At 64.8% G+C, this 25,863-nt stretch carries 26 protein-coding genes and 1 tRNA gene; 9 read left to right on the top strand and 18 right to left on the bottom strand.

The window, feature by feature from the left end; translation table 11 throughout:
* Nucleotides 1-120: 120 nt before the first annotated feature.
* On the top strand, nt 121-510 hold the full coding sequence (locus tag ASS64_RS08970) for a hypothetical protein (protein ID WP_067692903.1): 390 nt from the start codon (nt 121-123) through the stop codon (nt 508-510).
* Here the strand turns inward: ASS64_RS08970 and ASS64_RS08965 are convergent.
* The 4 genes from ASS64_RS08965 to ASS64_RS08950 all read right to left on the bottom strand — a co-directional run bounded on the left by ASS64_RS08965 (nt 464) and on the right by ASS64_RS08950 (nt 5,019).
* Nucleotides 464-1,558 (bottom strand): hypothetical protein, encoded by a 1,095-nt coding sequence (locus ASS64_RS08965; protein WP_067692901.1) that lies wholly within the window; start codon nt 1,556-1,558, stop codon nt 464-466. The genes ASS64_RS08970 and ASS64_RS08965 overlap by 47 nt on opposite strands.
* A complete protein-coding gene (locus tag ASS64_RS08960; RefSeq protein WP_234002362.1) occupies nt 1,555-2,697 on the bottom strand; it encodes a DUF2079 domain-containing protein in 1,143 nt (380 codons plus the stop codon). The genes ASS64_RS08965 and ASS64_RS08960 overlap by 4 nt, the downstream gene beginning before the upstream one ends.
* Nucleotides 2,664-4,226, bottom strand: coding sequence for a 2-polyprenylphenol 6-hydroxylase (gene ubiB, locus ASS64_RS08955; RefSeq protein WP_067692898.1), 1,563 nt, complete (start codon nt 4,224-4,226; stop codon nt 2,664-2,666). Before ubiB ends, ASS64_RS08960 begins: the two co-directional genes overlap by 34 nt.
* Before the next feature lie 61 nt (nt 4,227-4,287).
* Entirely contained in the window at nt 4,288-5,019 is a 732-nt protein-coding gene (locus tag ASS64_RS08950) for a class I SAM-dependent methyltransferase (RefSeq protein WP_067692895.1), read from the bottom strand.
* A gap of 299 nt (nt 5,020-5,318) precedes the next feature.
* Between ASS64_RS08950 and mutM the strand changes: the two genes are divergently transcribed.
* Nucleotides 5,319-6,134, top strand: coding sequence for a bifunctional DNA-formamidopyrimidine glycosylase/DNA-(apurinic or apyrimidinic site) lyase (mutM, locus tag ASS64_RS08945; RefSeq protein ID WP_067692892.1), 816 nt, complete (start codon nt 5,319-5,321; stop codon nt 6,132-6,134).
* 4 nt (nt 6,135-6,138) lie between these two features.
* Here the strand turns inward: mutM and ASS64_RS08940 are convergent, their stop codons facing one another.
* The 3 genes from ASS64_RS08940 to ASS64_RS08930 all read right to left on the bottom strand — a co-directional run bounded on the left by ASS64_RS08940 (nt 6,139) and on the right by ASS64_RS08930 (nt 7,762).
* Nucleotides 6,139-6,810 carry a glutathione S-transferase family protein gene (locus tag ASS64_RS08940; protein WP_067693174.1) on the bottom strand — a complete coding sequence of 224 codons (672 nt, stop codon included), beginning with the start codon at nt 6,808-6,810 and terminating at the stop codon, nt 6,139-6,141.
* A 76-nt stretch (nt 6,811-6,886) separates the two neighbouring features.
* Nucleotides 6,887-7,315 (bottom strand): hypothetical protein, encoded by a 429-nt coding sequence (locus ASS64_RS08935; RefSeq protein ID WP_198147682.1) that lies wholly within the window; start codon nt 7,313-7,315, stop codon nt 6,887-6,889.
* 72 nt (nt 7,316-7,387) lie between these two features.
* On the bottom strand, nt 7,388-7,762 hold the full coding sequence (locus ASS64_RS08930) for a hypothetical protein (RefSeq protein ID WP_067692886.1): 375 nt from the start codon (nt 7,760-7,762) through the stop codon (nt 7,388-7,390).
* Nucleotides 7,763-7,876: 114 nt separating this feature from the next.
* On the opposite strand from ASS64_RS08930, the gene ASS64_RS08925 reads away from it, so the two are divergent.
* A complete protein-coding gene (locus tag ASS64_RS08925) occupies nt 7,877-8,269 on the top strand; it encodes a VOC family protein (protein WP_067692884.1) in 393 nt (130 codons plus the stop codon).
* A gap of 76 nt (nt 8,270-8,345) precedes the next feature.
* Here ASS64_RS08925 and metW read toward each other — a convergent pair whose 3' ends face one another.
* Entirely contained in the window at nt 8,346-8,930 is a 585-nt protein-coding gene (metW, locus tag ASS64_RS08920; RefSeq protein WP_067692881.1) for a methionine biosynthesis protein MetW, read from the bottom strand.
* On the bottom strand, nt 8,927-10,015 hold the full coding sequence (locus ASS64_RS08915) for a homoserine O-acetyltransferase (RefSeq protein ID WP_067692879.1): 1,089 nt from the start codon (nt 10,013-10,015) through the stop codon (nt 8,927-8,929). The genes metW and ASS64_RS08915 overlap by 4 nt, the downstream gene beginning before the upstream one ends.
* Nucleotides 10,016-10,146: 131 nt before the next feature.
* Between ASS64_RS08915 and hisC the strand changes: the two genes are divergently transcribed.
* Both hisC and ASS64_RS08905 read left to right on the top strand, forming a co-directional pair.
* The gene (gene hisC / locus ASS64_RS08910) at nt 10,147-11,247 is read left to right on the top strand and encodes a histidinol-phosphate transaminase (protein WP_067692877.1); all 1,101 of its coding nucleotides are present in this window, start codon (nt 10,147-10,149) and stop codon (nt 11,245-11,247) included.
* A complete protein-coding gene (locus ASS64_RS08905; protein WP_067692875.1) occupies nt 11,244-12,149 on the top strand; it encodes a prephenate/arogenate dehydrogenase family protein in 906 nt (301 codons plus the stop codon). Before hisC ends, ASS64_RS08905 begins: the two co-directional genes overlap by 4 nt.
* 54 nt (nt 12,150-12,203) lie before the next feature.
* Here the strand turns inward: ASS64_RS08905 and ASS64_RS08900 are convergent, their stop codons facing one another.
* From ASS64_RS08900 to ftsE, 5 genes are all read right to left on the bottom strand, one after another.
* Nucleotides 12,204-12,875: a hypothetical protein gene (locus ASS64_RS08900; protein WP_083508256.1), complete on the bottom strand. Its 672-nt coding sequence runs from the start codon at nt 12,873-12,875 to the stop codon at nt 12,204-12,206.
* 122 nt (nt 12,876-12,997) lie between these two features.
* On the bottom strand, nt 12,998-13,678 hold the full coding sequence (locus ASS64_RS08895; RefSeq protein WP_067692869.1) for a 1-acyl-sn-glycerol-3-phosphate acyltransferase: 681 nt from the start codon (nt 13,676-13,678) through the stop codon (nt 12,998-13,000).
* A 7-nt stretch (nt 13,679-13,685) separates the two neighbouring features.
* On the bottom strand, nt 13,686-14,216 hold the full coding sequence (locus ASS64_RS08890; RefSeq protein WP_067692867.1) for a YdcF family protein: 531 nt from the start codon (nt 14,214-14,216) through the stop codon (nt 13,686-13,688).
* Nucleotides 14,213-15,145, bottom strand: a complete 933-nt coding sequence (locus ASS64_RS08885) for an ABC transporter permease (protein ID WP_067692866.1) — start codon at nt 15,143-15,145, stop codon at nt 14,213-14,215. Before ASS64_RS08885 ends, ASS64_RS08890 begins: the two co-directional genes overlap by 4 nt.
* Nucleotides 15,142-15,867 carry a cell division ATP-binding protein FtsE gene (ftsE, locus tag ASS64_RS08880; RefSeq protein WP_067692865.1) on the bottom strand — a complete coding sequence of 242 codons (726 nt, stop codon included), beginning with the start codon at nt 15,865-15,867 and terminating at the stop codon, nt 15,142-15,144. Before ftsE ends, ASS64_RS08885 begins: the two co-directional genes overlap by 4 nt.
* Nucleotides 15,868-16,022: 155 nt before the next feature.
* On the opposite strand from ftsE, the gene ASS64_RS08875 reads away from it, so the two are divergent.
* Both ASS64_RS08875 and ASS64_RS08870 read left to right on the top strand, forming a co-directional pair.
* On the top strand, nt 16,023-16,850 hold the full coding sequence (locus ASS64_RS08875) for an MJ0042-type zinc finger domain-containing protein (RefSeq protein WP_067692864.1): 828 nt from the start codon (nt 16,023-16,025) through the stop codon (nt 16,848-16,850).
* 112 nt (nt 16,851-16,962) lie between these two features.
* Nucleotides 16,963-17,049: transfer RNA gene (locus ASS64_RS08870), tRNA-Leu, on the top strand.
* Between the two features lie 25 nt (nt 17,050-17,074).
* Here ASS64_RS08870 and ASS64_RS08865 read toward each other — a convergent pair.
* The 4 genes from ASS64_RS08865 to ASS64_RS08850 all read right to left on the bottom strand — a co-directional run bounded on the left by ASS64_RS08865 (nt 17,075) and on the right by ASS64_RS08850 (nt 24,279).
* Entirely contained in the window at nt 17,075-18,421 is a 1,347-nt protein-coding gene (locus ASS64_RS08865; protein WP_067692862.1) for a patatin-like phospholipase family protein, read from the bottom strand.
* Between the two features lie 57 nt (nt 18,422-18,478).
* Nucleotides 18,479-21,259 carry a phosphoenolpyruvate carboxylase gene (locus ASS64_RS08860; RefSeq protein WP_067692860.1) on the bottom strand — a complete coding sequence of 927 codons (2,781 nt, stop codon included), beginning with the start codon at nt 21,257-21,259 and terminating at the stop codon, nt 18,479-18,481.
* A 105-nt stretch (nt 21,260-21,364) separates the two neighbouring features.
* Nucleotides 21,365-23,680: a bifunctional diguanylate cyclase/phosphodiesterase gene (locus ASS64_RS08855; protein ID WP_198147681.1), complete on the bottom strand. Its 2,316-nt coding sequence runs from the start codon at nt 23,678-23,680 to the stop codon at nt 21,365-21,367.
* The gene (locus tag ASS64_RS08850; protein ID WP_234002361.1) at nt 23,677-24,279 is read right to left on the bottom strand and encodes a methylamine utilization protein; all 603 of its coding nucleotides are present in this window, start codon (nt 24,277-24,279) and stop codon (nt 23,677-23,679) included. The genes ASS64_RS08855 and ASS64_RS08850 overlap by 4 nt, the downstream gene beginning before the upstream one ends.
* A gap of 88 nt (nt 24,280-24,367) precedes the next feature.
* Between ASS64_RS08850 and ASS64_RS08845 the strand changes: the two genes are divergently transcribed.
* On the top strand, nt 24,368-25,291 hold the full coding sequence (locus tag ASS64_RS08845; RefSeq protein ID WP_083508255.1) for a DUF3034 family protein: 924 nt from the start codon (nt 24,368-24,370) through the stop codon (nt 25,289-25,291).
* An 11-nt stretch (nt 25,292-25,302) separates the two neighbouring features.
* Entirely contained in the window at nt 25,303-25,833 is a 531-nt protein-coding gene (locus ASS64_RS08840; RefSeq protein WP_067692855.1) for a group 1 truncated hemoglobin, read from the top strand.
* The last annotated feature ends 30 nt before the right edge of the window (nt 25,834-25,863 follow it).

Genomic DNA, 25,863 nt, shown 5'->3' with positions numbered 1-25,863 from the left:
TAACCTCATCGCTGCGCTTGCTAGCGCCCCCCGTCCGACATGGCCAGCGCATAGCACTGGCGTTTTTCGTGATTCCCCTTACCCTTGCATGGTGAAAAAAGGGGAAACGGAGGGGTTTCGATGCATGTCATTTTGAGCGCGATATTGCTCGCGCTGGCAATACTCGACCTGGTACTGGGCACCAGCTTCCTGGTCGATCCGGCCAGCGCGGCGAGCGATTTCGGCTTGGCTATCGTCTCGACCCACGGCGAATCGACGCTGCGCGGCGACATGACCGCATTCTTCTACGTGACGGCTTTTTCGCTTGCATGGGGCGCATGGAAGCGGCGCGGCGATGTCATGTGGCCGGCGCTCGGCCTGTTCGGGATCGCCTTTACCGGGCGGTTCATCAATGTGATCGCGCAAGGGCCCTATGAGGGCTGGATGGTGCCGATGGTGGTAGAAGCGTTCCACTGCATCGTCATCATCGTGGCGATGCGGGCCTGGGGCGTTCCGAAGCCGGACGTTTGATTGCGCGAGCCAGGTCGGCAATCGCGCGCGGGACGATGGCGAGGCCCACTCCATAAGCGGGGATGAACAGGCCCATCCAGTAAATGTTCTCCTGTCGGGCGAATAGCGCGACAGCGGCGATGAAGCCTGCGAACCACAGACTGGCCAGTGCGCCAAGCCTTCCCCCCAAGGCCAACCAGCCGAGCAGCGGCAAGACGCCGAGTGGACCGGCGAACCAGACGGGGAGCGTTTGCAGCAGCGTTGTGACGTGGATGCCGTAGAGCGGCACCGAAAGCCCGAGGAACCCGCTCCAGCCGGGCGAAACGAGATCTGCGGGCTGACGGACTTGGGCTACCGCCGAGGCATGCAGTGCAAGCCCGATGGCTATCAGGATCGCCGCGGCGGCTAGCACGAGGGTTTTACGCCTCTCCCGAGCGAGAACGGCAATTGCGCCCCAGGCAAGCAGGAAAGGCAGCGCCAATTCGCGCAGGGCGATGGCCGACACCGCCAGCACCAGTCCGCCCGCCCATGCGCCGCCCACCGAAAGCGCCAGAGCGAGCGAGAGCATCAGCCCGGCGAGGATCTCGTGGCTGAAGGGGATTTCGGGAATGAAGGCGACCATGCCGAACAAGCCCGCCAGCCCCGCTCCTGCGAGACGCTCGAACCGGCCCTCGTGCCTCAGCGCGACGAACCATAAGAGGATATTGGCACCCCAGAGCACCACCGCGATGATCCGCCACCCATCCGTTCCCCACAGCGCGCTGGTCCAGGCCAGCACCGGCGTTCGCACGGTGACGAAGGGAGCGGTCGGCATGGCGAATTCGCGGTGTTCCGCGGCAGCCGCCTCGTAATAGTCTTCGCCTGCCGTCACGCGCGCGTCGATGGCACGGTAAAGGTCCATGTCCACCCGCTCGCCGCGTCCGAGCCGCTGTTCGATATCCGCCTCGTGGGACGTATTGCGCTCCTCGAGGGCGAATGCGTTCCAAACACAGGCAAACAAAGTCGCAAGCAGCAGTGCAAGCGCCGCCCAACGCGGCAGCCGTGTGAGTGGCCGCTCGGGAAAGGTCACGCTCTTCCTCGCGCCGATTTGACCAGCGAGGACAGCGCCATCGGCACGAAGGCGAGGCCAATGAACATCGCCGGAGCCACGACCGCCCCCCAGTAGAAATTGTTAGCCCGGCCCGCGATCATGAAAGCAAGCCCGTAGCCGAGATATAGGAACGTCCCGGTCGTGCCCGCAGACGATTTCCACCCTGCCCAGCCGAGGACCATCAACACTACCAGCGGTCCGGCAATCTCATGCGGCAGGAAACGTAGGTTCGAGCTCAGCACCACGTTGCCAAGCCAGCCCGACAAACCGCGGAGCACCAGCCAGTCGGGGCTCTCGGGATCGGAGGGAAGGACATGCGGCGCGACCAGCGACAGGTGCCAGGCCATCGCCGCGACGAAGACCAGCACCAGAGAGGCCCATGCCGCGGCCTCCTGCCAGTCGCGTCGCCACGCGGCCATCGCCCCGAGCAGCAGGACGAAGGGCAGCACATGCTCGCGGATCGCCAGCGCCAGCGCGGCGATGGTCAGCGACCAAGCCCAGCGCCCCGGCCGGTGCAACCCGAAAGCCAGCGCCACCAGCATGCCAGCCCATAGTTCGTGCAGCACGAAGTAATATCGGTTGAGCCCTAGAGAGGCGCCCATCAGCATCAAGGCAGCACCGATCCTTCGCATGCTCCGACCGCCCGGCTCTTCACCCAACCGTTTCCACCACGCCCAGACCGTCGCGCCCATCAGGAGGAGCGCCAGCACGAGCATGCCCGGTTCGCCGAGCCATGCATGGATATGTGCAAGAGTCGGCAGTCGAACGGCGAGGCCCGGACGGACCGGATAGTCGCTCGCGCGCTGCTCCTCGACGATGAAATCGTAATAGCTTTCGCCGCGATCGATACGCTCGATCACGCGGTCGTAGAAGGCGAGGTCGTCGTCGCGCTCGATCCCGGCTTGCGCCGCCCCTTCACCGCCGACGAATGCCGGAACCTCGGAAGGCGCGCCATCCATGCTGGCAGTCAGGGGTGTGAATGCGGCGAGAACCAACAGCGCCGCCACGACTGCGAGCAACGTGCGAGCGGGCCATGCGCCCCATTGAGCGAAGCGGTTCCAAGCCGGCGCGGTCGCGGCGCCGTCTAGCCGATCCACCCCTGCGCTATCGCCGCCCATGCTGCGAGCCCCCCTGCCAGTGCCGCGAGAGCATAGCCAAGCAGTCCGCGCGAAGCCCCCTTGCGGCGGCGCTTTTCCCACATCAATTCGACCTTTGGTAGCGGCGGCGCTTCGGGCGCGCCGCCCTTGGGCGGGAAACGCTCCTCGACCCGGCGCACAAGGTCGGGAATGCGAAGCAGCGTCTCGGTATCCTCGCGGATACGGTCGGCAATCGCGGCTTCGGGGCCCAGCTCGTCGCGGATCCAGCTGCGGACATAGGGCGCGCTGACATCCCACATGTTGATCTGCGGATTGAGCTGCGTGGCGATACCCTCGACCATCACCATGGTCTTTTGCAGCAGCAGCAGATGCGGCTGCGTCTGCATGTCGAAATCGCGGGTGATCGCGAACAGCCCGTCGAGCATCTGCCCGACGCTAAGCTCGCTCACCGGCTTGCCGCGCATGGGTTCGCCCACTGCGCGCAGCGCCGTCGCAAACTCGTCGACATTGTGATAGCTGGGCACGTACTGAGCCTCGAAATGGATCTCGGCGACGCGTTTGTAATTGCCCGTCGTCAGCCCATAGAGGATTTCCGCCAGCCACATCCGCGCGCGTCGGTCGATCCGGCCCATGATGCCGAAATCGATCGCGGCGATGGTCCCGTCCGCTTTCACGAACAGGTTCCCCTGGTGCATGTCGGCGTGAAAGAAGCCGGCGGCGATCGCCTGTTTGAGGAAGGCGAGCACGAGGCGGCTCGCCAATTCGTCCATATCGTGGCCTGCCGCGCGGATCGCCGCGGTATTGCTGATCTTGATCCCGTCGATCCAGTCGACGGTCATCACGCGGCCATTGGTCCGGTCCCAGTCGATGCCCGGAATCTCGTAGCCTTCGGTGCCGACCATGTGCTCGGCCAGTTCGGACGCGCTCGCCGCCTCGCGCCGCAGATCGAGTTCGCGGTTGGTCCAGCGCTTGAAATTGGCAATGACCAGCCGGGGGCGCAGACGCGCGGCCTCGCCGCCCATCGCCTCGACATGCGCGGCAGCCCATTCATAGGTGTCGATATCGCGCGCGAATTGCTCGCGCACGCCCGGACGCAGCACCTTGACCGCGACCTGCTTGCCCTCGGTCGTCACCGCGCGGTGAACCTGCGCGATCGAGGCCGCGCCGATCGGTACCGGATCGAACTCGGAATACAGGTTTTCCAGTGGCTGCTCGAAGCTCGCCTCGATGCTCTGCTTGATTCGCGCGAATTCGACCGGCGGCAGATCGTCCTGCAGTTTCAGCAGGTTGCGGGCGGCTTCCTCGCCCACGAGGTCGGGTCTCGTGGCAAGCGTCTGGCCAAGCTTGATCGCCGCCGGGCCGATCTCGCGAAAGGCCCCGGCATAGTCGGGTTCCTTCGGCTGTACCGTACCGAAACGGGCAATTCGCACCAGGCGCTTGACCGGCGGCGGCGTATTGGGATCGCGCTCGATCCCGCGCAGCGCTCCGTGGCGCGCTAGCGTGCGCCCCCATTTGAGCAGTCGCCAGATATGTGTTGAGGGTCTTGCCATTATTCTGGCGCGCCTGACGGAACGGCGCGCAGCGACCGCGGGGAACGAACAGGTGCCACTGTCACACCTTCCACCCCGAATGGATCGCGACGAGGCCGCCCATGATCGGTTCCACGCGAGTATTCTCGAAACCCGCCTCGCGGATCATCGCCTCGAAGGCGGGCATGTCGGGAAAACGGCGGATCGATTCCACGAGGTAGCGATAGCTGTCTTCGTCATTCGCTATGGCCTTGCCGATTTGCGGCACGAGCTTGTGCGAATAGAGGTCGTAGGCCTCCTTGAAGCCGGGCCATTCGACGCTGGAAAACTCGAGACAGAAAAAGCGCCCGCCGAACTTCAGCACGCGGTGTGCTTCCTTTAGCGCCTTGTCGATATGGGTGACGTTCCGGATGCCGAATGCGATGGTATAGGCATCGAAAATCCGGCTCGAGAATGTCAGGTCTTCGGCGTTCTGGCGGCTCCAGACGAGCCCGTCGATCCCGCGCTCCATCGCACGCTCGATGCCGACGTCGAGCATGTCCTGATTGATGTCCGACACGGTTACGCTGGCGCCCTTTGCCGCCATGCGGAAGGCGATGTCGCCCGTGCCTCCAGCCATGTCGAGGATCGCTTCGCCCGGCTGCGGTTTCACCCGCGCCACGAAGCGATTCTTCCACAACCGATGCATCCCGCCCGACATCGCATCGTTCATCACGTCGTACTTGGCCGCGACATTGGAGAAAACCTCGCCCACACGGCCGGTCTTCTCGTTCGCATCGATATCTTCGTAGCCGAAGGAAACTGTGTCGCTCATGGGGCCGAGCCTTAGGGGGAATTGAGCCGGGCGCAAAGGGTGTTGGCGGAGGAGTTTTTGTTGCGTGCGGTCAGGACATCCGTCCCGACCTTGCGGCGGCACCGGCCCACTCCCCACCCGGAGTCTTTGTTGTGTGCGGGCCGGACATCCGTCCGTCCCTTCGGCACCAGCCCTCACCCCCACCCGGCCACCCATCAGTATATTGCCGTGGGTGGCCGGGTGGGGGTGAGGGCTGGTGCGGCGTCCGGCGATCTGCCATTTCCACTTGCGACACCTTGCCACTCGCCGGAAATCCAAAATTGCCCGAGCTTCCCGAAGTCGAAACAACGATCCGAGGGCTCGCCCGTTTCCTCGAGGGCGAAACGATCACGCGCGTGGTGATCAACCGCCCCGACATGCGCCGTCCCTTTCCGCCCGATCTTGTGCAGGCGCTGACCGGCGCGAGCGTGACGCATCTGACGCGCCGGGCGAAATACGGCCTCATCCACACCAACCGCGACCATGCGATGGTCTTCCACCTCGGGATGAGCGGGCGCTGGCGAATCGATCCGGCCGACGCGGAAAAGCACGACCATCTCGTGATCGAGACCGCCGAACATCGCTTCGCGCTCAACGACCCTCGCCGCTTCGGTTCGGTCGACCTGCTGCTCGCACCCGAACTCGACCTGTGGCCGCCCTTCGCCGCGCTCGGTCCCGAACCGCTCGGAGACGCAATGACCGCCGAGCACCTGCGCGAGGCAACGCGTGGGCGCAAGCAGGCGATCAAGCTGCTGCTGCTCGACCAGCGCATCGTTGCGGGTCTCGGCAACATCTATGTCTGCGAAGCGCTGTGGGACGCCGGCATCCATCCGCGAAAGCCAGGCGGCAAGGTAACCATGCCGCAGCTCAAGCGCCTCGTCCCTGCGATCAAGGACGTGCTAGAACGCTCGATCCGCGACGGCGGCTCCAGCTTGCGCGATTTCGCCCAGCCCGACGGCAATCTCGGCTATTTCGCCACCCGCTTCCATGTCTACGGCCGCGAAGGCGAAGCGTGCCACCATGAGGACGGCGGAACCATCCGCCGCATTGCGCAGGGCGGGCGGAGCACCTGGTTCTGCCCCATTTGCCAGAAATAACGCGCTAGGCGTCCACCAGAGCGTAATGCGGCGGCGGGGGCAGCCCCTCCATCTTCTCGCTCAGCAGCGGGCGGAAGCTCGGGCGGCTCTTCATCACCGAATACCAGTGGCGCGCCTGATCGTGGCCCTTCCAATCGATCCCGCCGAGATAATCCGCAACCGACAGATGCGCCGCGCAGGTCAGATCGGCGAGGCTCAGCGTCGCACCGCCGAGCCACTGGCGGGTGTCGATCAGCCAGTCGATGTAATCGAGATGCGCATGGGCATTTTTCATCGCCTCGCGCAGGATCCTCGAATCCGGTGGCTGGCGCAGGACGAGGCGCTTCTTCATCCGCTCGTGCAGCAGCGGCCCCGTTACATCGGCATGAAGGTTCTCATCGAACAGCGCGACCAGTCTGCGGATTTCGGCGCGCTGCGACGCCGAGCCGTTGATCATAGGATTACGCTCGACCGTCTCCTCGAGATATTCGCAGATCGCCTGGCTGTCCGACAGGCTGGTGCCACGCGCGGCGTCATGCAGAACCGGCGTGCGCCCGGCGGGATTGAGATGCCAGAATTCGTCGCGCCCTTCCCACGGATACTCGCGCACCAATTCGTAGGCGATGTTTTTCTCGCCCATCAGCAGACGCAGCTTGCGGCTGAAGGGGCACAGGGGGAATTGGTAGAGCTGCCACATGGATTCCGCCGCCTTGCCACAGCGCGTGGGCACGCGTCCACTGCCGCGGTTTTTAGAAACCGAATTTAGCGGTGGATCAGTCGCGTGGCGGCAGCGTGGCGCGAAAACGCTCAGCCATCTCACGCAAAACCGGCGTCATGGCGGCGAGGCCTTCGGCCAGCGCTCCGGCCGCTTCCATGGCGCGCGGGACGTTGCGCGCAACCTCGTCGCTCACTCGGTCCGCATCGGGTGCCACCTGGCGCAGCGTCATGTCCGGATCGATCCTCTCCGCCTGTTCGCCGGCCATCTCGGCGGCGGCCTGCGCCAGCGGCGCGATCGGCATGTCGAGCAGCACTTCGGTCATCGCCTGAAGCATCAGCGCGGTCTCGCGCTGGCGTTCGGCGTCGCGCATCTGCTCGCCCAGCTCGGCGAGCGACGCAGCCTGCGGCTCGGCTGGCTCCTGCGAAAGCGCCGGGACGGGCAGGACAAAGGCCGCAAATGCGGCAGGAAGCAGGAAATGGCGCATGGTCGATTCCTTGTGACTCGACGACATGCCGCCTGCTAAAGGCGTGCCGCTTGCCGATTGCTGAACGCCCGTTCAGATACCCGACGCGTCCAGCATCAGCAGGCAGGCGGGCATGACCGCGTCGAGCCGCTGGGGCGATTGCATTAGATCCACGCTTTCCCGCTCGACGAGCCCCATGATCGTCTCGCGGTCCGCACCAAGGTCGTCCATGAGCCTCGCGGTCGTTTGCACGAAGAATTCACGACCGCGTTCGGCCATCAAGGGATAATCCTCGCTCACCCGTTCGCCGGAAACCTGCGCCTTGTGAACGAGCCCGAATGCCACCGAGCACCGCAGCGCGCTGGCCTGTTCCAGTGTCAGGTCGGGTAGCGAGGTATCGCTCGCACCCTGCGCACCGGCGCTGAGTTGCGTGAGGGCGAGGGCGAGCGCGGCAGAGATCGTCGACATCGCGCGTTACTAGACGCCGGGGCCCGAAGCACAAGCGACGAAATGCGATCGCGGCTTGTCACGCCCCCAAGCGCGATTACAGTAGCGAATCGAAACTCAAAGGAGAGAGACGGGATGTTCAACCACATCATGATCGGCACCAACGACATCGACAAGGCCAAGACCTTTTACGAGAAGGTGCTGAAGGTCGTCGGCGTCGAAGGATCGATGGACAACACCACCGACACCGGTATCAAGCGCGTGTTCTTCATGCATGGCGGCAATGTCCTCGCGCTGTCGCAGCCGATCGACGGCGAGCCCGCGACCTGCGCCAATGGCATGACCATCGGCTTCAAGTGCGATTCGCCCGAGCAGGTGAAAGAACTGCACGATGCCGCGATCGCCGCGGGCGGAACCAGCATCGAAGACCCGCCGGGCTTGCGCGAAAGCGCGATGGGCGCAATGCATCTCTGCTATTTCCGCGACCTCGACGGCCACAAGATTTGCGGCCTCCACCGCGCTGGATGATCTGCGGTCAAGCGGGATTGTCGGCAATGCCGGCCGTCCCGTCTACCTTGCTTACCGATAATCTCGCTTCGAAGCGCTAACGCGTCAGTTCGAACACCGCGAATTCCGCCCGACCGTTGGCGCCGATCCGCGGAATGGATCTTTCGCCAGCAAAATACCAGTCGCGCTCGATCCTTGCCGCCTTCTGGCGGGCAAGCTCCCGGAAGTCCTTGATCGTGACGTGGTGGATGTTCTGCGTCTCATACCAGGTTACCGGAATGCTGCGCGTCACCGGCATGCGCCCGCCGAACATCAGGGCGGCGCGGGTACGCCAATGGGCGAAATTGGGAAAGCTGACGAATGCGCGCGTACCGACGCGCAGCAATTCGTCGAGCATGCGGTCCGGCCGTTCGGCGATCTGCAGCGTCTGGCTCAACACGGCGTAGTCGAAGCCCTTGTCGGGGTAGTCGGCCAAGTCGCGATCCGCATCGCCCTGTACCACTGACAGGCCCTGCGATACGCAGCGTTCGACGCAGTCGCCGTCGATCTCGATCCCGCGCACGTCGCAAGCCTTCTCGCGCAAAGCGAGCATCAGCGCGCCATCGCCGCAGCCGATATCGAGCACGCGGCTGCCGCGTTCGACATGGGCTGCAATCACGGCGAGGTCGGGGCGCAGGCTCATCCGAGGAAACCACCGATCACCCGATCCAAGGCGGGCACCTCGAGCAGGAAACTGTCGTGGCCATGCGGGGCGGAAAGTTCGACGAAGCTTACCGCCCCGCCCGCGGCATTCAGCGCATGCACGACATGCCGGCTTTCGCTCGTCGGGTAGAGCCAGTCGCTGTCGAAGCTGACGAGGCAGAAGCGCGCGCTTGTCCCAGCAAAGGCATCCGCCAGACGCCCGCCATGTTCTTCGGCGAGGTCGAAATAATCCATCGCGCGGGTGATGTAGAGATAGCTGTTGGCGTCGAAGCGGCGGGTAAAGCCGCTCCCCTGGTAGCGCAGATAGGATTCGACCTGGAAATCGGCATCGAAGCCGAAGCTCTTGGTGTCCCGGTCCTGCAGATTGCGCCCGAATTTCTCGGTCAGCGCCTCTTCGGAAAGATAGGTGATATGCGCCGCCATCCGCGCCACCGCGAGCCCGTTGTCCGGCGCTTCGCCGCCATAGTAATCGCCGCCCGCCCAGCGCGGATCGGCCATGATTGCCTGCCGTCCAAGCTCGTGGAAAGCGATATTCTGCGCCGAATGCCTGCTGGTCGAGGCGATCACCAGGACACGTTCGGCCCGATCGGGCCAGTTCGCCGCAAGACTGAGCGCCTGCATCCCGCCCATCGAGCCACCGACCACCGCATGCAACCGCTCGATCCCCAGCGCATCGAGCAGGCCGACATGCGCGCGCACCATGTCGCGGATCGTGATGACCGGGAAGCGCATGCCATAAGGTTGGCCGTCGGGCGCGACGCTTGCCGGTCCGGTCGAGCCCATGCAGCTACCGATCACATTGGCGCAGATGACGTGAAAGCGTTCGGTATTGATCGGCTTTCCGGGGCCGACCATGCGTTCCCACCAGCCGGGCTTGCCGGTGATGGGATGCGGCGAGGCGACATATTGGTCGCCGGTCAACGCATGGCACAGCAGGATGGCGTTCGAACGCTCTGCGTTCAAAACGCCATAGGTCTCGTACGACACTTCCACACCCGCCAGCTCACCGCCGCCATCGAGGGGCAGCGTGCTCGACAATGCGATTGTCTGTGAGGTCGCGTTCAAACCAAGCCTTGTGTCATCAAAAAGAACGGTGCTTCGACAAGCTCAGCACGAACGGGTTTTGGACTCGGCTCTCTATCCGTTCGCCCCGAGCTTGTCGAAGGGCCGTAATTCTTTAAGGCCTGAAAGCCGATATGGCAGACAAACCCGAAATGAAGCCCTGGATCGAGGGCATCCATGCCTATGTGCCCGGCAAATCGACCGGGGCGGACGGGCGCAAGCTCGTCAAACTGTCGGCGAACGAGAATCCGCTCGGCTGCAGCGCGACTGCGCTGGCGGCGCTTGCGACCGACCATGCGCCCGCCACATATCCCGATCCCGACTCAACGGCCCTTCGCGCTGCGATCGGCAAGCAGCACGGTATCGATCCGGCGCAAATCGTGTGCGGAACGGGTTCGGACGAACTGCTCAACCTCGCTGCACAGGGTTTTGCCGGACCGGGCGACGAGGTCTTGTTCAGCCGCTACAGCTTCGCGGTCTACGACATTGCCGCGCGTCGCTGCGGGGCAGTGCCGGTCGAGGCGCCGGATGCCGATTTCGCCACCGATGTCGAGGCGTTGCTGGCCGCAGTGACCGAACGCACGCGCGTGGTGTTCCTCGCCAATCCGAACAATCCGACCGGCACCTACCTGCCGCGAAACCACGTAGAGCGGTTGCATGCGGGATTGCCGGGCAACATCCTGCTTGTGATCGACCAGGCCTATGCCGAATACCTCGAGCCCGACGAGGCAGACGGCGGGCTCGACCTGGCTAAGTGGCACGATAATGTGCTCGTCACGCGAACCTTCTCCAAAATCTATGGCCTTGCGGCCGAACGGATCGGCTGGGCGACCGGCGCCCCACATGTAATCGATGTGCTCAACCGAATTCGCGGGCCATTCAACGTAACTGCTAGCGGGCAACGCGCCGCCCAGGCCGCGCTCGCCGATCATGCGTTTGTTTCCCGCTCGCGCGAAGCCAACCGTATCGAACGCAAGCGCTTTGCCGACACGGTCGAGGCTCTGGGCAATCACGGCCTGCGCGCAGTGCCGAGCAAGGCGAATTTCGTGCTCGTGCTGTTCGAGGGCGAGTTGAAGGCAGAGACAGCACTCGAGGCGATCGCGGAGGCGGGCTATGCCGTGCGCCACCTACCGGGCCAGGGCCTGCCGCAGGCGCTGCGCATCACCATCGGGACGCCAAGCCAGATGGACGACATCGCCGGCGTGCTACGCGAACTTTGCGGAGAAGCCGCGTGACTGCCGAGCGTGTCGCCATAATCGGACTCGGCCTGATCGGAGGATCGATCGGGCTGGCGGTCCGCGACATGCTGCCCGATGTTGCGACCACGGGTTGGGATGCCGATGCGGATGTGCGCGATCGTGCCGCGAAGCGCGAACTCGTCGGCACGGTTTGCGACACCGTGGCTGAGACGGTGAGCGAGGCGGACATCGTCATCCTCTGTGTACCTGTCGGCGCAATGGGCTATGCCGCCGAGGCCATCGCACCGCATCTCAAGCCCGGCACGATCGTGAGCGATGTCGGATCTTCCAAGCGCAGCGTGGGCGAGGCCCTGAGCGCCGCGCTGCCCGAAGCGATAGTAATCCCCGCGCACCCGGTGGCGGGGACCGAGAAAAGCGGGCCGGATGCGGGCTTTCCCGAGCTCTTCCGCCACCGCTGGTGTATCGTCACCCCGAACGAACACACGCCGCAAGAAGCCGTCCGTGCCATCTGCGCATTTTGGGAGGGCCTTGGCGCAAAGGTCGAGATCATGGATGCCGACCACCACGATCTCGTGCTCGCGGTGACGAGCCACATCCCGCATCTCATCGCCTACACCATCGTCGGCACTGCATCCGATCTCGAAGACGTCACCCGCAGCGAGGTGATTAAATATTCCGCCGGGGGTTTTCGCGACTTCACCCGCATCGCCGCCAGCAATCCGACCATGTGGCGCGATGTCTTCCTCTCGAACCGCGACGCAGTGCTCGAAGTGCTCGGCCGCTTCAGCGAAGACCTCAGCCTGCTGCAGCGCGCCATCCGCAACGGCGACGGCGACACGCTGTTCGACCTATTCGAAAAAACCCGCGCCATCCGCAATTCGATCATCGAAGAGGGCCAGGACGACGCACGCCCAGATTTCGGCCGCAAGGATCACTAGGTGGCAGACGACGCGGCGAGACATCCCCCGTGACAGTAGTGCCCGCGCGCGCCTTCAGATTACGCTGAATTCCAGGACCGTGAAACGTGCCGGGGCGGTAGCATAGACGCCATGGCCGCGGCCGCCGCTGCTGCCCAGCGTGAATCCGACACGGCCCGCTTCGGCCAGTGCCTCGGCGAATGCCTGCGGACTGCGCGCGTGATCCGATCCCATCACGCTGATCCAGTTCTCCGCGAAGAGGATGGTCAATTCATGCTCGCCCGGCTCGAGCGGCACAACGCGATCTTGCGGCGAATACCAGCGGTGGAACTGCGTGCCCCTGCGCGCCAGCCAGTCGTCGCCCCTCCGCTGGATATAGAGCGACAAGAGCGCCGTCCTGTCCGGAAATTCCTGCGGCACGAAGCGCGTGCCAGCCTGTGCGTCGATGCGATAGCGCAACCTCAAGCCGCGCGCGCCGTCGAGCGGGCCGGTGCGCCTGGTCACGTAATGCACATGGCCATCGCGCCGGCGCGGGCCGGGAAAATCGAAGAACCATCCCTCGCGTGAGATTTCCGGGTGCAGCGGCATGCCGACCGAATAGTTGCGTCCGCGGATGACCGGTCCGATTTCCCATTCGCGCAGCGGCGCACGCTCGGCACGCATTGGCGCGCGCACCGCACCGAGTGGTGCCGCACCGGTCACGCATGCGAGGGCCGCTGTGGAGGCAAGGAATTGGCGTCTGTCCATGCGCGATGCCTAGCCGTTGCCGGTTAGATGCCCGCTGAATGCACCAGCCATCCCGCGGAAAGGCAGACATTCGCGAACGAACGCTCGCAGCATGGACATCGCCCTGCGACGGGCTGTAAGTTTCAGCTGTTGAGCGCGTTGATCGCCTCTCGCACCCGCTCTTCCAATTCGGCGCGCGGGAGGCCCGGCGGGATCGGTTCGGCGAAGCGGTAGGTGATCCGGCCCGGTGTCTTGAGCAGGCTGTGATAGACCGGCCCGCTATCGACCGCTACCGGCACCACTGGCAAGCCGAGCATCTTGTAGAGCCCCGCAAAGCCCGCCTGCAGCTTGCGGTTTTCGCCATGTGGCACGCGCGTACCCTCGGGAAAGATCACCAGCGGGCGCCCATCCGCCACCAGTGCCTTGGCCGAGCGGATCATGGTCATCAGTGCCCTCGCCCCGGCATCGCGTTCGACCGGCACCAGACCGAAGGCGGCGGCCGCGCGGCCCCACAAGGGGATACGGAACAGCTCCTGCTTGGCGAAGACGCTTGGCGTGTCGAACAGTGCGGGCGCATCGATCGCCTCGAAGAAGCTTTCGTGCTTGATGGCATAGAGCACCGGTTCGTCGAGCGGCGCGCCGTCGAGCACGATCTCGCAACCGAGCAGGTGCGTCAGGCACCAGCGCTGCCACTGCGCCCAGTTGCGCACGCGGGCGCGGAAGGCATCGATACTGAACGGCAGCGACGCGAGCGAGGCCGCGGTTATCAGCAGGCTGCCAAGATAGAAGGCGAGGTAGAAGGCGAGATTGCGGAGCAGACGCATGACAGTTTCAGCTCGGCAACCCTTGCGAGATCGCCGCTGCGAGCAGCTTGTTGTATTCCAGATAAAGCGTGGCGAGATCGGGATGCGAGACCACCGCATCCTCCACCACGCGCATGTCGGGCGGCAGGGTTTCGCCGAATTCGGAACTCGCGCGGGCCATATGCCAGTCGGTCGTCACCAGCCGGACCGACTCGAATTCGTTCTCCCTCAGCCATTGCGCCGCTTCGCCCGCATTGCTGCGCGTGTCGACCGCGAGATAGCCGAGCTTGACGCAGCATTCCATGGTGCGCCGCGAAACGTCGAATTCGGCCGCGAATTCGGCAGGCCGGACTTCCGGATCGACCCCCGAGACGAACATTTCCTTCGCCAACCCTTGCTCGACCACCGCGAGCCCGCGCGCGATCCTTCCCGGCCCGCCCGTCAGCACGATTACCGCGTCCGTCCGCTCGCCCGCCACCGGTTTCGGCAGCGAGACGGCAAAGCCGAGAAAACCGAAGGCGTAAACTAACAGGACGGCGGCGAAGAAACGAAGGATCACAGCATTTTCCTGAGCGACGCGAGCACGGTAAAGCGCGCCGTATAGACCGCTAGAACAACCGCCCCCACGGGAACAAGCGCCAAGACCAGCCAATCGGTATTTTCGAGCCCACCACCCGAAACCAACCCGGAATCGAGTGCCGAAAATTGGGCGCCCATCAGCCACACCGCCGCCATGCCGATCAGCAGGCCCAACACGCCGCCGGCCAGCGCGTCGGTCAGGATCGAGCGCTGGAACACGCGCGCGATCTGGTCGTCACTGCCGCCGAGCAGATGAACGATCTCGATCGTGTCGCGATTGGTGCCCAGCGCATTGCGCGCCGCAAGCCAGACCGCCGCCGCACCGGTGAAAGCCAGCAGGGCGATCAGTCCCACAGCCATCCAGCCGAGGGCCGACAGCGCGGACAGTACGGGCGCGAGCCACTGAGCCTGCGCGTCGATCCGCGCAGCAGGGGCACGATCGGCAAGCAGGCTGCGCAGCCGCTGTAGCGTCGCCTCGTCCGCCCCGTCGCGCAGCCGCAGGTCGATCAGCGCGGGGATTGGCACCGCGTCTTCGAGATCATCGGTGCCCAGCCAGGGTTCGAGCAGTTGCTCCACCGCCTCCTGCGGCACTATCGAGAGCCCGGCGACCTCCGGATCCTGCACCAGGATCGTGGCTGCGGCTTCGGCCTGCCGGGCACGAAGTTGCGGGTCGGCTTCGACGATCTGCACCGTGGCGCTGCCTGCGAGTTCGCCGCGCGCGCGGTCGGCAAGGTTGTCCAGCGCGAGCCCACCGCCCGCCGCCAGCACCGTGATCGCGACCATGATCGCGATCACCCAGGGCATCGGCCCGCCCAGCCGCGCCTGAGGCAGCAGATGCGCGGCGCGGCGTCCGCTGAAAGGCGACAAACCGCGCTCCGCGGCGCGGGCGAGGACCGGGGGCTTCTTCATTCGCCCGCCCCCACCCGCCGCGGCGGATAACGCAATGCGCCGGTCGGGTCGGACAGCCGCCCCTTGTCGAGCCGCATGATGAGTGAATCGGGCACCTTGCGCAGCAAGTGCACATCGTGAGTCGCCACCACGACGGTCGTGCCGAGCCGGTTGAGCGCCTCGAACAGGCGGATCAGCTTGAGCGCCATTTCAGGGTCGACATTGCCCGTCGGTTCGTCGGCCACCAGCATGTCGGGTCGACCGATGACCGCGCGCGCAATAGCGACGCGCTGCTGTTCGCCGCCCGACAAGGTAGCGGGACGCGCGCCGGCACGATGCGCGAGCCCGACCCATTCGAGCATGTCCGTAACCGGCCCCAGCAAGTCCGCCTCGCGCACGCCCGAAACGCGCAGCGGCAGCGCGATATTGTCGAAGGCCGAAAGGTGATCGACCAGTCGGAAGTCCTGGAACACGACCCCCATCCGGCGCCGATAGGCCGGAAGGCGCTCGCGCGGGAGCGTGATGACATCGGTCCCGAACATGCGGATCGCCCCGCGCGAGGGGCGCTGGGCGAGGTAGAGCAGTTTCAGGAGTGTTGTCTTGCCCGCCCCGCTTGCCCCCGTGAGAAAGTAGAAACGGCCCGGATAGAGCGTGAAGGAAACATTCGAGAGAACCTCGCGATCGGTGCCGTAGCGCAATCCGACATTGTCGAACTGGACGATCTCGTCCTCGGGCACGCTCATCGCCCGGCCCGTTCGATAAAGAGGAAAGGAACGCCCGTCATCGTCTCGAACCGCCTATAACCGCGCTTGCATGTGGAAAAAAGCCGCCTCCGGGGTTTGCGAACAGGACTGTCGCTTGTCGTGATTCGCATGGCGTCCTAAGGCCTCGGGTCACCATGATCATCGCCTGCCCCGCCTGTTCCACGCGCTATGTCGTGCCCGACAGCGCCATCGGAATCGACGGGCGCACCGTGCGCTGCGCGAAGTGCAAGCATAGCTGGTTCCAAGAAGGCCCGGATGCCGAGCGGATCGCGGCCGCCGCAGCGGTGCCGGTCCCCGCAGCCGCTCCGCCGCCGCCTACGTCGCCCAAGCCCGCTGCCGGGGCACCCGACCCGGCTGCAAAGCCGGGCTTTAGCTACGACGACACGGCAAGCGAACCGCCGTTCCGCGAGGGCCCCGATTTCGACGAGACCGCTCCGCCTTATGGCGAGGTGCAGGACGACCTGCCGCCTCCGCCTGCCCCGGAGGAGAGCGACGGCCCTTCGCGCTTCGACCATGCGCCGCCGTTCCGGCCGCGCCGCAACATCACCAAGCTGTGGACCTGGGCCGCGGCGATTTTCGCGGCGATCGCACTGGGCACGATCGCGGCGGTCAACACCGTCGGCCTGCCCGAGTGGGTTCCGGTCTCCCGCCCGCTGTTCGGTGCTGCGCAGCCCGATCTCGAATTGTCGTTCCCGGTCGAGCAGCAGGAGCGCCGCACGCTGCCCAATGGCACCGAATTCTTCGGCGCGCGGATCATCGTCAAGAACACCGCACGCGAATCCCGGCCGATCCCGCCGATCCTGATCGTGCTGCGCGACCAGCGCGAGCGACAGGTCTATAGCTGGGTGGTCCAGCCACCGCAGTCCACGCTCGCGCCGGGCGAGGAACTGACCATCAACGAAGCCGTAACCGACGTGCCCAAATCGGCCGTTTTCGCCGATATCGGCTGGGCACCGCGTTAGCGTCCGCAAACCTGCGATAAAGATGCTTGCGGGGCCGCAGCCTCGCTGCTAGTGGCGCGCTCCTACCGACGGGAGCCTCCGAATACGGATTCGCTCCCGATGCTGACTGTGTGCGGTCGTGGCGGAACTGGTAGACGCGCAACGTTGAGGTCGTTGTGGCCGCAAGGCCGTGGAAGTTCGAGTCTTCTCGACCGCACCAAACAGTCCCCGTCGTAGGACATTTATCAAACCGGCTTTATCGTGCTCAGCGGCCACCATGGCCCCTCGGCGCGTTCGGCCTTGTGGCGGCCGAGGTCGCGCAGGCGAGCCATGAAGGCGGGTTTGAACATTTCGTCTTTCTTGAAATTCTCGCCCACTTCGCTGCAGAAAGTGTCGTAGCGATCCGCGCTGGTCAGCATGATACGGCCATAGGGATTGTTGAGCCTTAGACCGGCGATTGCGCCGATCTCGCTCTCATTGACAAGCAGGTCGTAGCCGCGCTGCCCGTTCTTGAGCGGGCCGGACGTCGAGTTGAGCGAAATCTGATCTTTGCGCGCGGTCGGGCCGTTGCGCACGACGTAAACGGTCGGCGCCGTGGCCTCGTAGTCCTGGGCGATGGCTTCCTGCGATGCACCGCCCGCCACCTTTGCCACCGCGTGGCCCTTCATCTGCACGCGCACTTCCTGGTCGACCGCCGCCATCGCGCGGTCGAAGAAGACCGAGCGCCGGACCCCGCCGTCGTAGAGCGCGAGCGGTTTCCCGTCGCTACCGGCGACGCGCAGCTGCTGGTGGAACACGGGCATGGCGGAAGACGCCATGGTCGCCGCAGCCAGAGCCTGCGCCGCTGCCGCGGCATTGGGCGCGGCATTCACCAGTTCCTTGATATCGGCATAGCGGAAGACACCGCGCCCGGCTTCGACGAAGCCGGCGAAGCCTTCGATACTCGACTGGCCGATAGCCGTGACGAGGCTCTCGTCGCCATCGGGCATCAGCGCTTCCACGATCCGCTTGCGCAGGGGCGCGGTACCTGCGGCAGATCCGAAGATCGGGACACCGATCATCTTGGTGTGCCTTACGACATCGCTCTCGCGTTCGGGCGAATAGCCCCACACCAGTCGTTTGAGCGCCAAGCGGCGCATATCGGGTGTCTGCTTTGGATCGAGCGCTACCATCAGCATCAGCGCCTGGAGCGAACCGGTCGAGATGCCGGTGATCACTCCGATATCGGGGAGCGCAAGATCGTTGCCGCTGTTGCGGCTGAGCGTATCGAACAGGCCAGCGCCATAAGCGCCCCACTGACCACCGCCCGAGAGCAGCAGAACGTTGCAGTCGGGCCGGCCGGCCTGATTATGACACTGCACCGCATCGCGAATGGAGCACGACATGCGATCGTCCAGGCGGCATATCTCGGCATCGGGCACGTCGGCCTGCACATCGCGGATGAACGGGCCGACATCCCCGTCGACGACATGCGTGTAGAAACCGTCGATGGCGAAGGTCAGCGGCCCGCGACGGAACAGCCTGAAGCCGAGATAGCCTAACACGCCCAGCGCCAACAACGTGGCGCCCACACCGAGCAGGAAATTTTCCATGATCGCACCCCCCGAATGATCCCGGGGGATACTGCGCTGGAATCGCGGGAAATTCAATCAGCCGTGTGCGCCGAACTCATTGGCGATGGCAGTCGAGATACGTAGACACAACGCATAGGCTTGCTCGATCGGGTCGATGTAGTTCTCGCGGATCGCGGCATAGCCTTCGCCCGCACCAACCGGATACTCACCGGCCTCGTCGAGAGCAAAATCGCCCTTGCGCGGGAAACTCGTCGGGAAGGCGCGCCGCAACTGGGCCAGCGCTTCGTCGACTCGCAGCGTAAAGACCATCTCGAGCACGTCGGTGCGGCTGATATCGTTGGCGCGGCTAAAAGCCGGCACCGAGACGACCTTGAGGAACATGTGCTGGAGCAAGGCAAGCCGCACCGCTTGCAACACGCCGATCGCCCGGCGGACGCTTTCGCGCTCGGGATGCGGTTCGTCGTCGGGCACCAGGTCGAACAATCGGTGGAGCTTCAAGGCATCGACCCGCAAGCGCGAGGCAAGGCGGCGGAACACGCCGTTGCGGTCGTCCTTGATAAGATATTCCGCGAGTGCCTCGCAGGCTTGCGCCAGGTGCGGTTCCGTGCCGCGATAGGGGCGGCTTGCCCAATAGGCCGAATTGAACAGCTCGCCGAAGGCGGCGACGGTCTTGATGCTGGCAAGCGCATTGGAGGCGCGAACCAGCCGCATGATCTGTCGCCCACGCGGGCTTTCGGAAAGCAGCGCGCCGATCTCTTCGATATTGCTTTCCGCCGCGCTGCCCACCCCTGCGATGATGTTGACCGGATATCCGAGCTGCTGGAGAATCGCATTGTGCGGGATCGCGCGGATCTGCCGCAGGCTCATCTCGCGATCGGCATTGATGTCGCTCTGGCGGCGAGACTTGCGGCTGCCCGTTTCGTTGAGCAGGCCGAGGCCGAAGGCGGTGATCGCACGGCTGTAGGTGCGGCTCTCTAGATGCTCGCGCTGGTGATCCTTGATCGCGCGGTAGAAATCGAGGCTGAGGTCGGTCCGCCGATAGAAGGGATCGGTGGGAACATCGGCATCGGTATGCGCCGGACTGTAGGTCACGATCTGCGTCAGCGTCGCGAGCGCGATCTGCGGCGTCGCGAAGAGAAGGTAGCCATCGCCGCCCTGGAAGCTCGCCTCGGGCTCCAGCATGATGCTGGCACGGGCGAAACGTCGCTGGGCCCATGGACTGAGCGCCCACTCGATCCGATCCTCGAAGCTCGAGGGATGCGCGCCACGGCCCATCCCCTCGCCATGCGTGTCGAAGATCAACGCCGCGACATCGGTGAGGCCGTTAGCACTCATCGCCTCCGCCAGCCGGCCCTGAAGACGTTCGATGGCAAGGCTCGCGGGGATCTGGCCGACGAAGCGACCCGCGTCCGAGAAACCCGTCTGGATGGCCACGCGTCCGCGCTCCCTGGCATAGGCCTGGTAGTCCGGTTCGGCGAGCAACAGGTCGAGGAAGCGGCCGCCATGTTCGAGCGCGGTTTCGGTTTCGAACAGGGGCGATACGTCGACCTTGTCGGCGATCCCGAAGAGCTTCGCGAAATAGAGCGCGGCAAGAACGGTGGAGGGCTGTTCGCATTCCGCCACCAGCATGCGGATCGGCGCATCGGAATCGATGTGCTTGAGTATCTGCGCCATCGCGAGGAACTGACGCACGGCGGTCGAGCTCTCGACCGCGAGGCTGGCAAAATTCGCGCTCTGCGGCGCGACATTCGCGAGAAGCTCGCGCAGCGCGGCGATCGCGCCGCGACTGGATAGATCGATATCCGCCGCATCGCCGAGCCGCGTGCGAATGGCGTTGTGCAATTGCTTGGCGTTCACGCGGAAATGGATCCAGCCCATGCCCAGCCCGTCCGCACGCATGGCGGCGACCAGCGTGCGCAGCGCAATCGCCCGATCGCTGTCGCTTTCGGCGGCCTCGCTTTCGAGACAGTCGATCAGCGGAGCGAGCGAGAGCAGCTTGTCGGAGTGATCTGCGGTCAAGCGGTTGGCCGCTTGCGACAGGTCCTTCGGGTCGGACAGGTCTCCGGCGAATTCCTCCGCGCTGCGCTGCGCACGGTCCTGCGCCGCCCGCAAGGTCGCGACCAGCGCATGCGAGGAATCGATCGCTTCCAGCGATGCCGCGTAACGACCCAGCCGTTCCGCTTTCTCGGCAAGCCGGAACGCGATCGAAGTGTACCATTTGATATCGGTACGCCCATCCATGTCGTAGCCGACCCAGCTGGCGAAACGGAACGGCAGCGGCTGCAATTCGGTCCAGCGATCGGGGTAGGCCTTCTGCGCTTCGCGCAGCACGGCGCTCACGATGCGATCGCGTGCCTCCTGGGCATTGGCGAGCGCCGCCATGGCGCGGTCATGCTCGTAACGCAGCGTGATGTCTGGCTTTTGCCTTTCCCCGTCCGTCTCGGCCTCGCCGCCCTCGGCGACCGCTCCCGCCACCGCCTCGCTCTGCTGTGGCGACAGCAGGAAAGTCGGGTGGGCGGTAAAGACCGCATGCATGTGCGGGTGTTCCCATTGGGTGCGGAACCGCTCGAAGTCATCGCCCGTCTCGGCCAGCGCCGCCAGCCTTTCCTCCGCCTTGCGGGGCGCGAGCAGAGTACGCAATCTCATGGCCCGCGCATCGAGCGATTGCGCCTCGAGCTCGTCCACCAGCCCGGCCAGCGCCGCAATTCCCAGCTCGCCGCTTTCGAGTTTGCGCGAGATATCGAGCGAGAGCTGGAACACGGGATTGAACAGCGGAGTTTCCCGCGTCTGGCGGTGCAGTACCCTCAGGCGCTCGCTCAGGCTCGCCAGTGTCGGTTCGATATTCGTCTCGGCCATCGCTCTTCTCTATCCCGGGGGAAGCGATGAGTTCCGCGCCATACCGCGGCAAGTGTCAAGGCGCGGCCCCGCGAGGAGCGCATGAATACGCATGCGGTCGCCGTTTCAAACCACCACGCCGGCGAGGCCCTCCATCTCCTCCGTGCCGATCAGCAGGGCCAATTCGTGAGCCGGAACCGGACGACTGAGCAGATAGCCCTGGATGAATTCGCACCCTTCGCGGCGCAGGATTTCGCGTTGCTCCAGGTTTTCGACACCCTCGGCCAGCGTATCCATCCCCAGCGCCGAAGCGAGCGTCGTGATCGCGCGGATGACCGCATGGGCGTTGTTGCCCTTGTCGTTCAGGTCGCGCACGAAGGTCTGGTCGATCTTCACCTTGTCGAAGGGGAAGCTGCGCAGGTAGCTGAGCGAAGAATAGCCCGTGCCGAAATCGTCCAGTGCAATACGCACGCCCAGGTCGCGCAGCTCGTGGAGGGTACCGAGCGTCTTTTCGATGTCGGCGATGAAAACGCTTTCCGTGATTTCCAGCTCGAGCCGCTCCGGCTGCAGGCCGGAATCGGCGAGTGCCTGCATGATGGTAGCTGCCAGTCCCGGCGCGGCGAACTGCCTGGGTGAGATATTGATGGCGATCGACAGGGCTTCGGGCCAGGCGAGCGCCGCGCGGCAGCCTTCGCGCACGACCCATTCGCCGATCTGCAGGATTAGCCCGGTTTCCTCGGCAAGAGGGATGAATTCGGCCGGGTTGACGAGGCCTCGCGTCGGGTGGTTCCAGCGGATCAGGGCCTCGAAGCCCTGAAGCTTCTCCTGGGCCAGACTGTAGAGCGGCTGGAAATAGAGTTCGAATTCGCCGTTCTTGATCGCCAGGCGCAGTTCGAGTTCGAGTTCGCGCCGCCGGCGGGCTTCCTGATCGAGCATCGGCTCGAAGAAGTGGAAGGACGACTTGCCCTCGCGCTTGGCGCGATAAAGGGCCAGGTCGGCATGCTTGAGCAGATCGGTCCCGTTCTCGCCGTCGCCCGGGGCCACGGCGATACCAACGCTGGCCGAACACAAGGCGGTGTAGCCATCGAGATCGACCTGACGGTCGAAACTTTCCTGTATGCGACGGGCGATAGGCAGCAGACTGGCCTGATCGTCATCGACCACCACGAGCACTGCAAACTCGTCGCCCCCCAGCCGCGCGATCAGCGCCTTGCCGAGATCGGCGGTCAAGCCTTCGGCGACCTTACGCAGCAGCGTATCGCCGGCCGGATGGCCCAGCGTATCGTTGACCAGCTTGAAATCGTCGAGGTCGCAATAGGCGACCAGCACGCGCTCGCGATCGTCACGCCTTGCCAGAGCCTGGTCGAGTTGTTCGGCGAACAGCTTCCGATTGGGCAGGTCGGTCAATTCGTCATGCAGGCCGACATGGACGATCTGGCGCTCCCGCTCCGCGATTGCCGCAAACATCGAATTGAAGCTGGAGGCAAGCCGCCCGACCTCGTCCTCGGTCTCGACGCGTACCACAGTCTCCTCGCCCTTCCCGAAGCGGCGCATGGCTTCGTCGAGCGTGGACAGCGGCCCGGTGATACCGCGTGCGATACGCCAGCCAAGCCCCACCATGAGCGCGAGACCCGCCAGCGCAACGCCGGCCAGCACGTATTTGAGCCTCGCATATTCCGCGAGCGCCCCCGCCATCGAATGGCGCAGAACGAGACGCGGTTCGATGCCTTCCTGCAGGCTCGGCAATGCGCTCACATGATACAGGTTGCGCGCAGGATCGTCCGCCTCGACGATTTCGCCAAGCCCCGCATCGGCGAGGAGCGGAGTGAGACTGGCCTCGCCGAGCACGGCAGCTTCGGTTTCGACCGCGGCGAGTTCCGCCAGGCGCGCCATTTCCCTTTCATCGAAGGGCGCTGCCAGTACCAGCCAGCCCATCAGTTCCGGCGCTTCGATCGGCGATGCCGCCGCCAAGGCCAGCACGCCGCCGAGGCGTAAGGTGCCCTTTTCGATTCCGTCGTCGAGATTGTACCAGATCGCCTCGAGCGGCGGCGTAGCCGTTTGGCCATCGCCGATCAGCGATCCGTCGAGCCCGACCACGAAGGCTGCGCTCGCCTGCGAGCGGTCGCGCAGCGATCGCAACGCGCTGGCGATGGTCGGCGCATCGCCCGTCGCAACCGCCTCGCGAAAGCCGAAGTCGCGCGCGAGCACATCGGCAGATGCGCGCATCTGCCTCGCTCGCAGATCGATGATCTCGTCGAACACCCGGGCATTGGCGGCGAGATCCCGGCTTGCGCTGGCTTCGCCGAACCGTTCGATACCCGAATTGACCAGCACCATGAGGACCGCAGCCACCACCGCGAACAGCGCGGCGTAGAGCGCGGCGATCCGGCTCTTGAGCGAGCGAAAGGTCGGCATCGGGAACGATGGGAAGGCGCTCTTCACCGCAGGCGGACCGCGATCTTTTGCGCACCGCGTGCCGAAATGCTCTTCGACATTTCCCCTCCGGGCGCGCGCAGGCGTGGATGCGATACGGTGAGGGTCGCAGCCCCCGACGGCACGCCGGTCAGCGTAACATAGCCATTGGCGTCGGTCTTGGCGGCAAAAGGCGTATCGACCACGCGGATATATCCGCTCATATCGTCATGGATATTGCAGCCGAGCGTAACCGAACCGCTGACGGGGAAGGTATGCGAACGCGTCTGGTCGCGGCCGTAGAGATCGATCTGGAAGCGGGCCGGCTTCGAAAAGCTGTAGACCGAGTGGCGGACCTTATCGAGATTGGGAAAAGCCACCGTGCTCCCTCGCGCGATCACCAGCGTGCCGGGAACGAATTGCTCGTTTCTTTGCGCCATCGCCATGCGCCAGGGAAAGGTGATACGGCCCCCGCGCCAGCCCGAAGTCTCGAGTTCGACCACGGCGTCGCGCACAGGCACGCCGCGCTCGTCCACGATTTGCACCGTCACCGCGCCAGTCGATGCGGCCCATGCGATGGATGCGGGCAAGGCCGCCAGCGCGGCGAGCAGGGCAAGAAAGCGAATCACGATGAGACTGCCGGTAAACGACCGGGAGTTAAGAATTCTCCGCAGAGGGTTAACGCGTTTTCCATGAAATGCTGCGATCCGGCGCGCCATGATAAAGACCATATGGCCGCCTGCCCCCGCGGTTGCGACGCTGGCTCTGGCCCTCATTCCCGCCCCGCTTGCCGCGCAGGACACGACTTCCACGGCCGAGGAGCCTGCGCGCGCAGAAGGGTTCGCCGAGTACAATGCAAAGCTGTTGCTCACCAATGCGGTCAGCACCATCGATGGTGCAAGCGGGGGCGGCATTTCCAACTGGGCGACGATCGCAGGCAGACAGGAATCCCGCGGCATCGGCGTCCAGGCGCATGTCACCGCCGTCCTGCTGCCGGACTATTTCTACCAGTCGCATGGCGTTGCTCTCGGCATCGCCGACCGGGTCGAACTCAGCTACGCACGGCAGAATTTCGACACGCAGGATGTCGGCGCGGCGCTCGGAATCGGGCAAGGATATGTGCTCAATCAGGATGTGTTCGGGGCCAAGGTCCGCCTGCTGGGCGATCTCGTCTATGGCGATCCGCTGGTCCCGCAGGTCTCGCTCGGCGTGCAATACAAGCACAACCTCGATGGCGCCGTCGCCGCAGCCGTCGGCGCCGCGGACGACGATGGAGTCGATGTCACGCTCAGCGCGACCAAGCTGTTCCTCAGCCATAGCCTTTTGGTGAACGCCGCCGCGCGGCTGACCAAGGCCAACCAGAACGGCCTGCTCGGCTTCGGCAGCGTGGCGGATGACGATTACTCGCTGCAGTTCGAGGGCGCGGTCGCGTATCAGTTTTCGCGACGCTTCGTCATCGGCGGAGAATTCCGCAGCAAGCCCGACAATCTCGGCCTCGGCGAAGACGACTGGTTCGACCTGTTCGCCGCCTACGCACCGACCGACAATATCACTCTTACCGCCGCCTATGCCGACCTCGGATCGATCGCGACCTTTACCGGCCAGCGCGGCGCCTTCCTGCAGGCGCAGGTCGCATTCTAGGAGCCCGTACCATGTTGTTTACCGCCACCCTGCCGCTCCTGCTGATGCAGCAGGCCCCCGCCGAAAACGTCGACTGGGATGCCGAATTCGGAGTCGAGGAAGTCGCGCGCGACCCCGAGACGGGTGAGATTCCGGTCGAGCCCTACGAACAAAGCAACGCCAATGCCGGTGCGACGCCCTTCGACGGCGAGGCGATGGCCGCTCATTTCGGCGGGCGCGAGGGCATCCGCCGAATTGCGGACCGTTTCACCGATCTCAGCTTTTCCGACCCGCGCGTCGCCGGGATTTTCGCGGGGCACGATGAAGTTCGCTTCCGCCGTACGATTTTCGAGCAGTTCTGCTACATCCTCAACGCCGGCTGCGACTACACCGGACGTGACATGCGGAGCTCGCATTCAGGGCTGGGCAGCCGCAAGGCCGACCTCAACGCCATCGTCGAGAACCTCCAGCAGGCAATGCGCGAGGAAGATGTGCCTTTCGCGGCGCAGAACCGCTTTCTCGCCAAGCTCGCCCCGATGAGCCGCGATATCGTCGAGCGCTAAAGCGCTGGACACCGGCCGCGCCAGTCGCCA

The organism is Erythrobacter sp. AP23 (genome assembly GCF_001542855.1).
GTDB lineage: Bacteria > Pseudomonadota > Alphaproteobacteria > Sphingomonadales > Sphingomonadaceae > Qipengyuania.
This window is presented reverse-complemented; position numbering and strand designations above follow the sequence as displayed.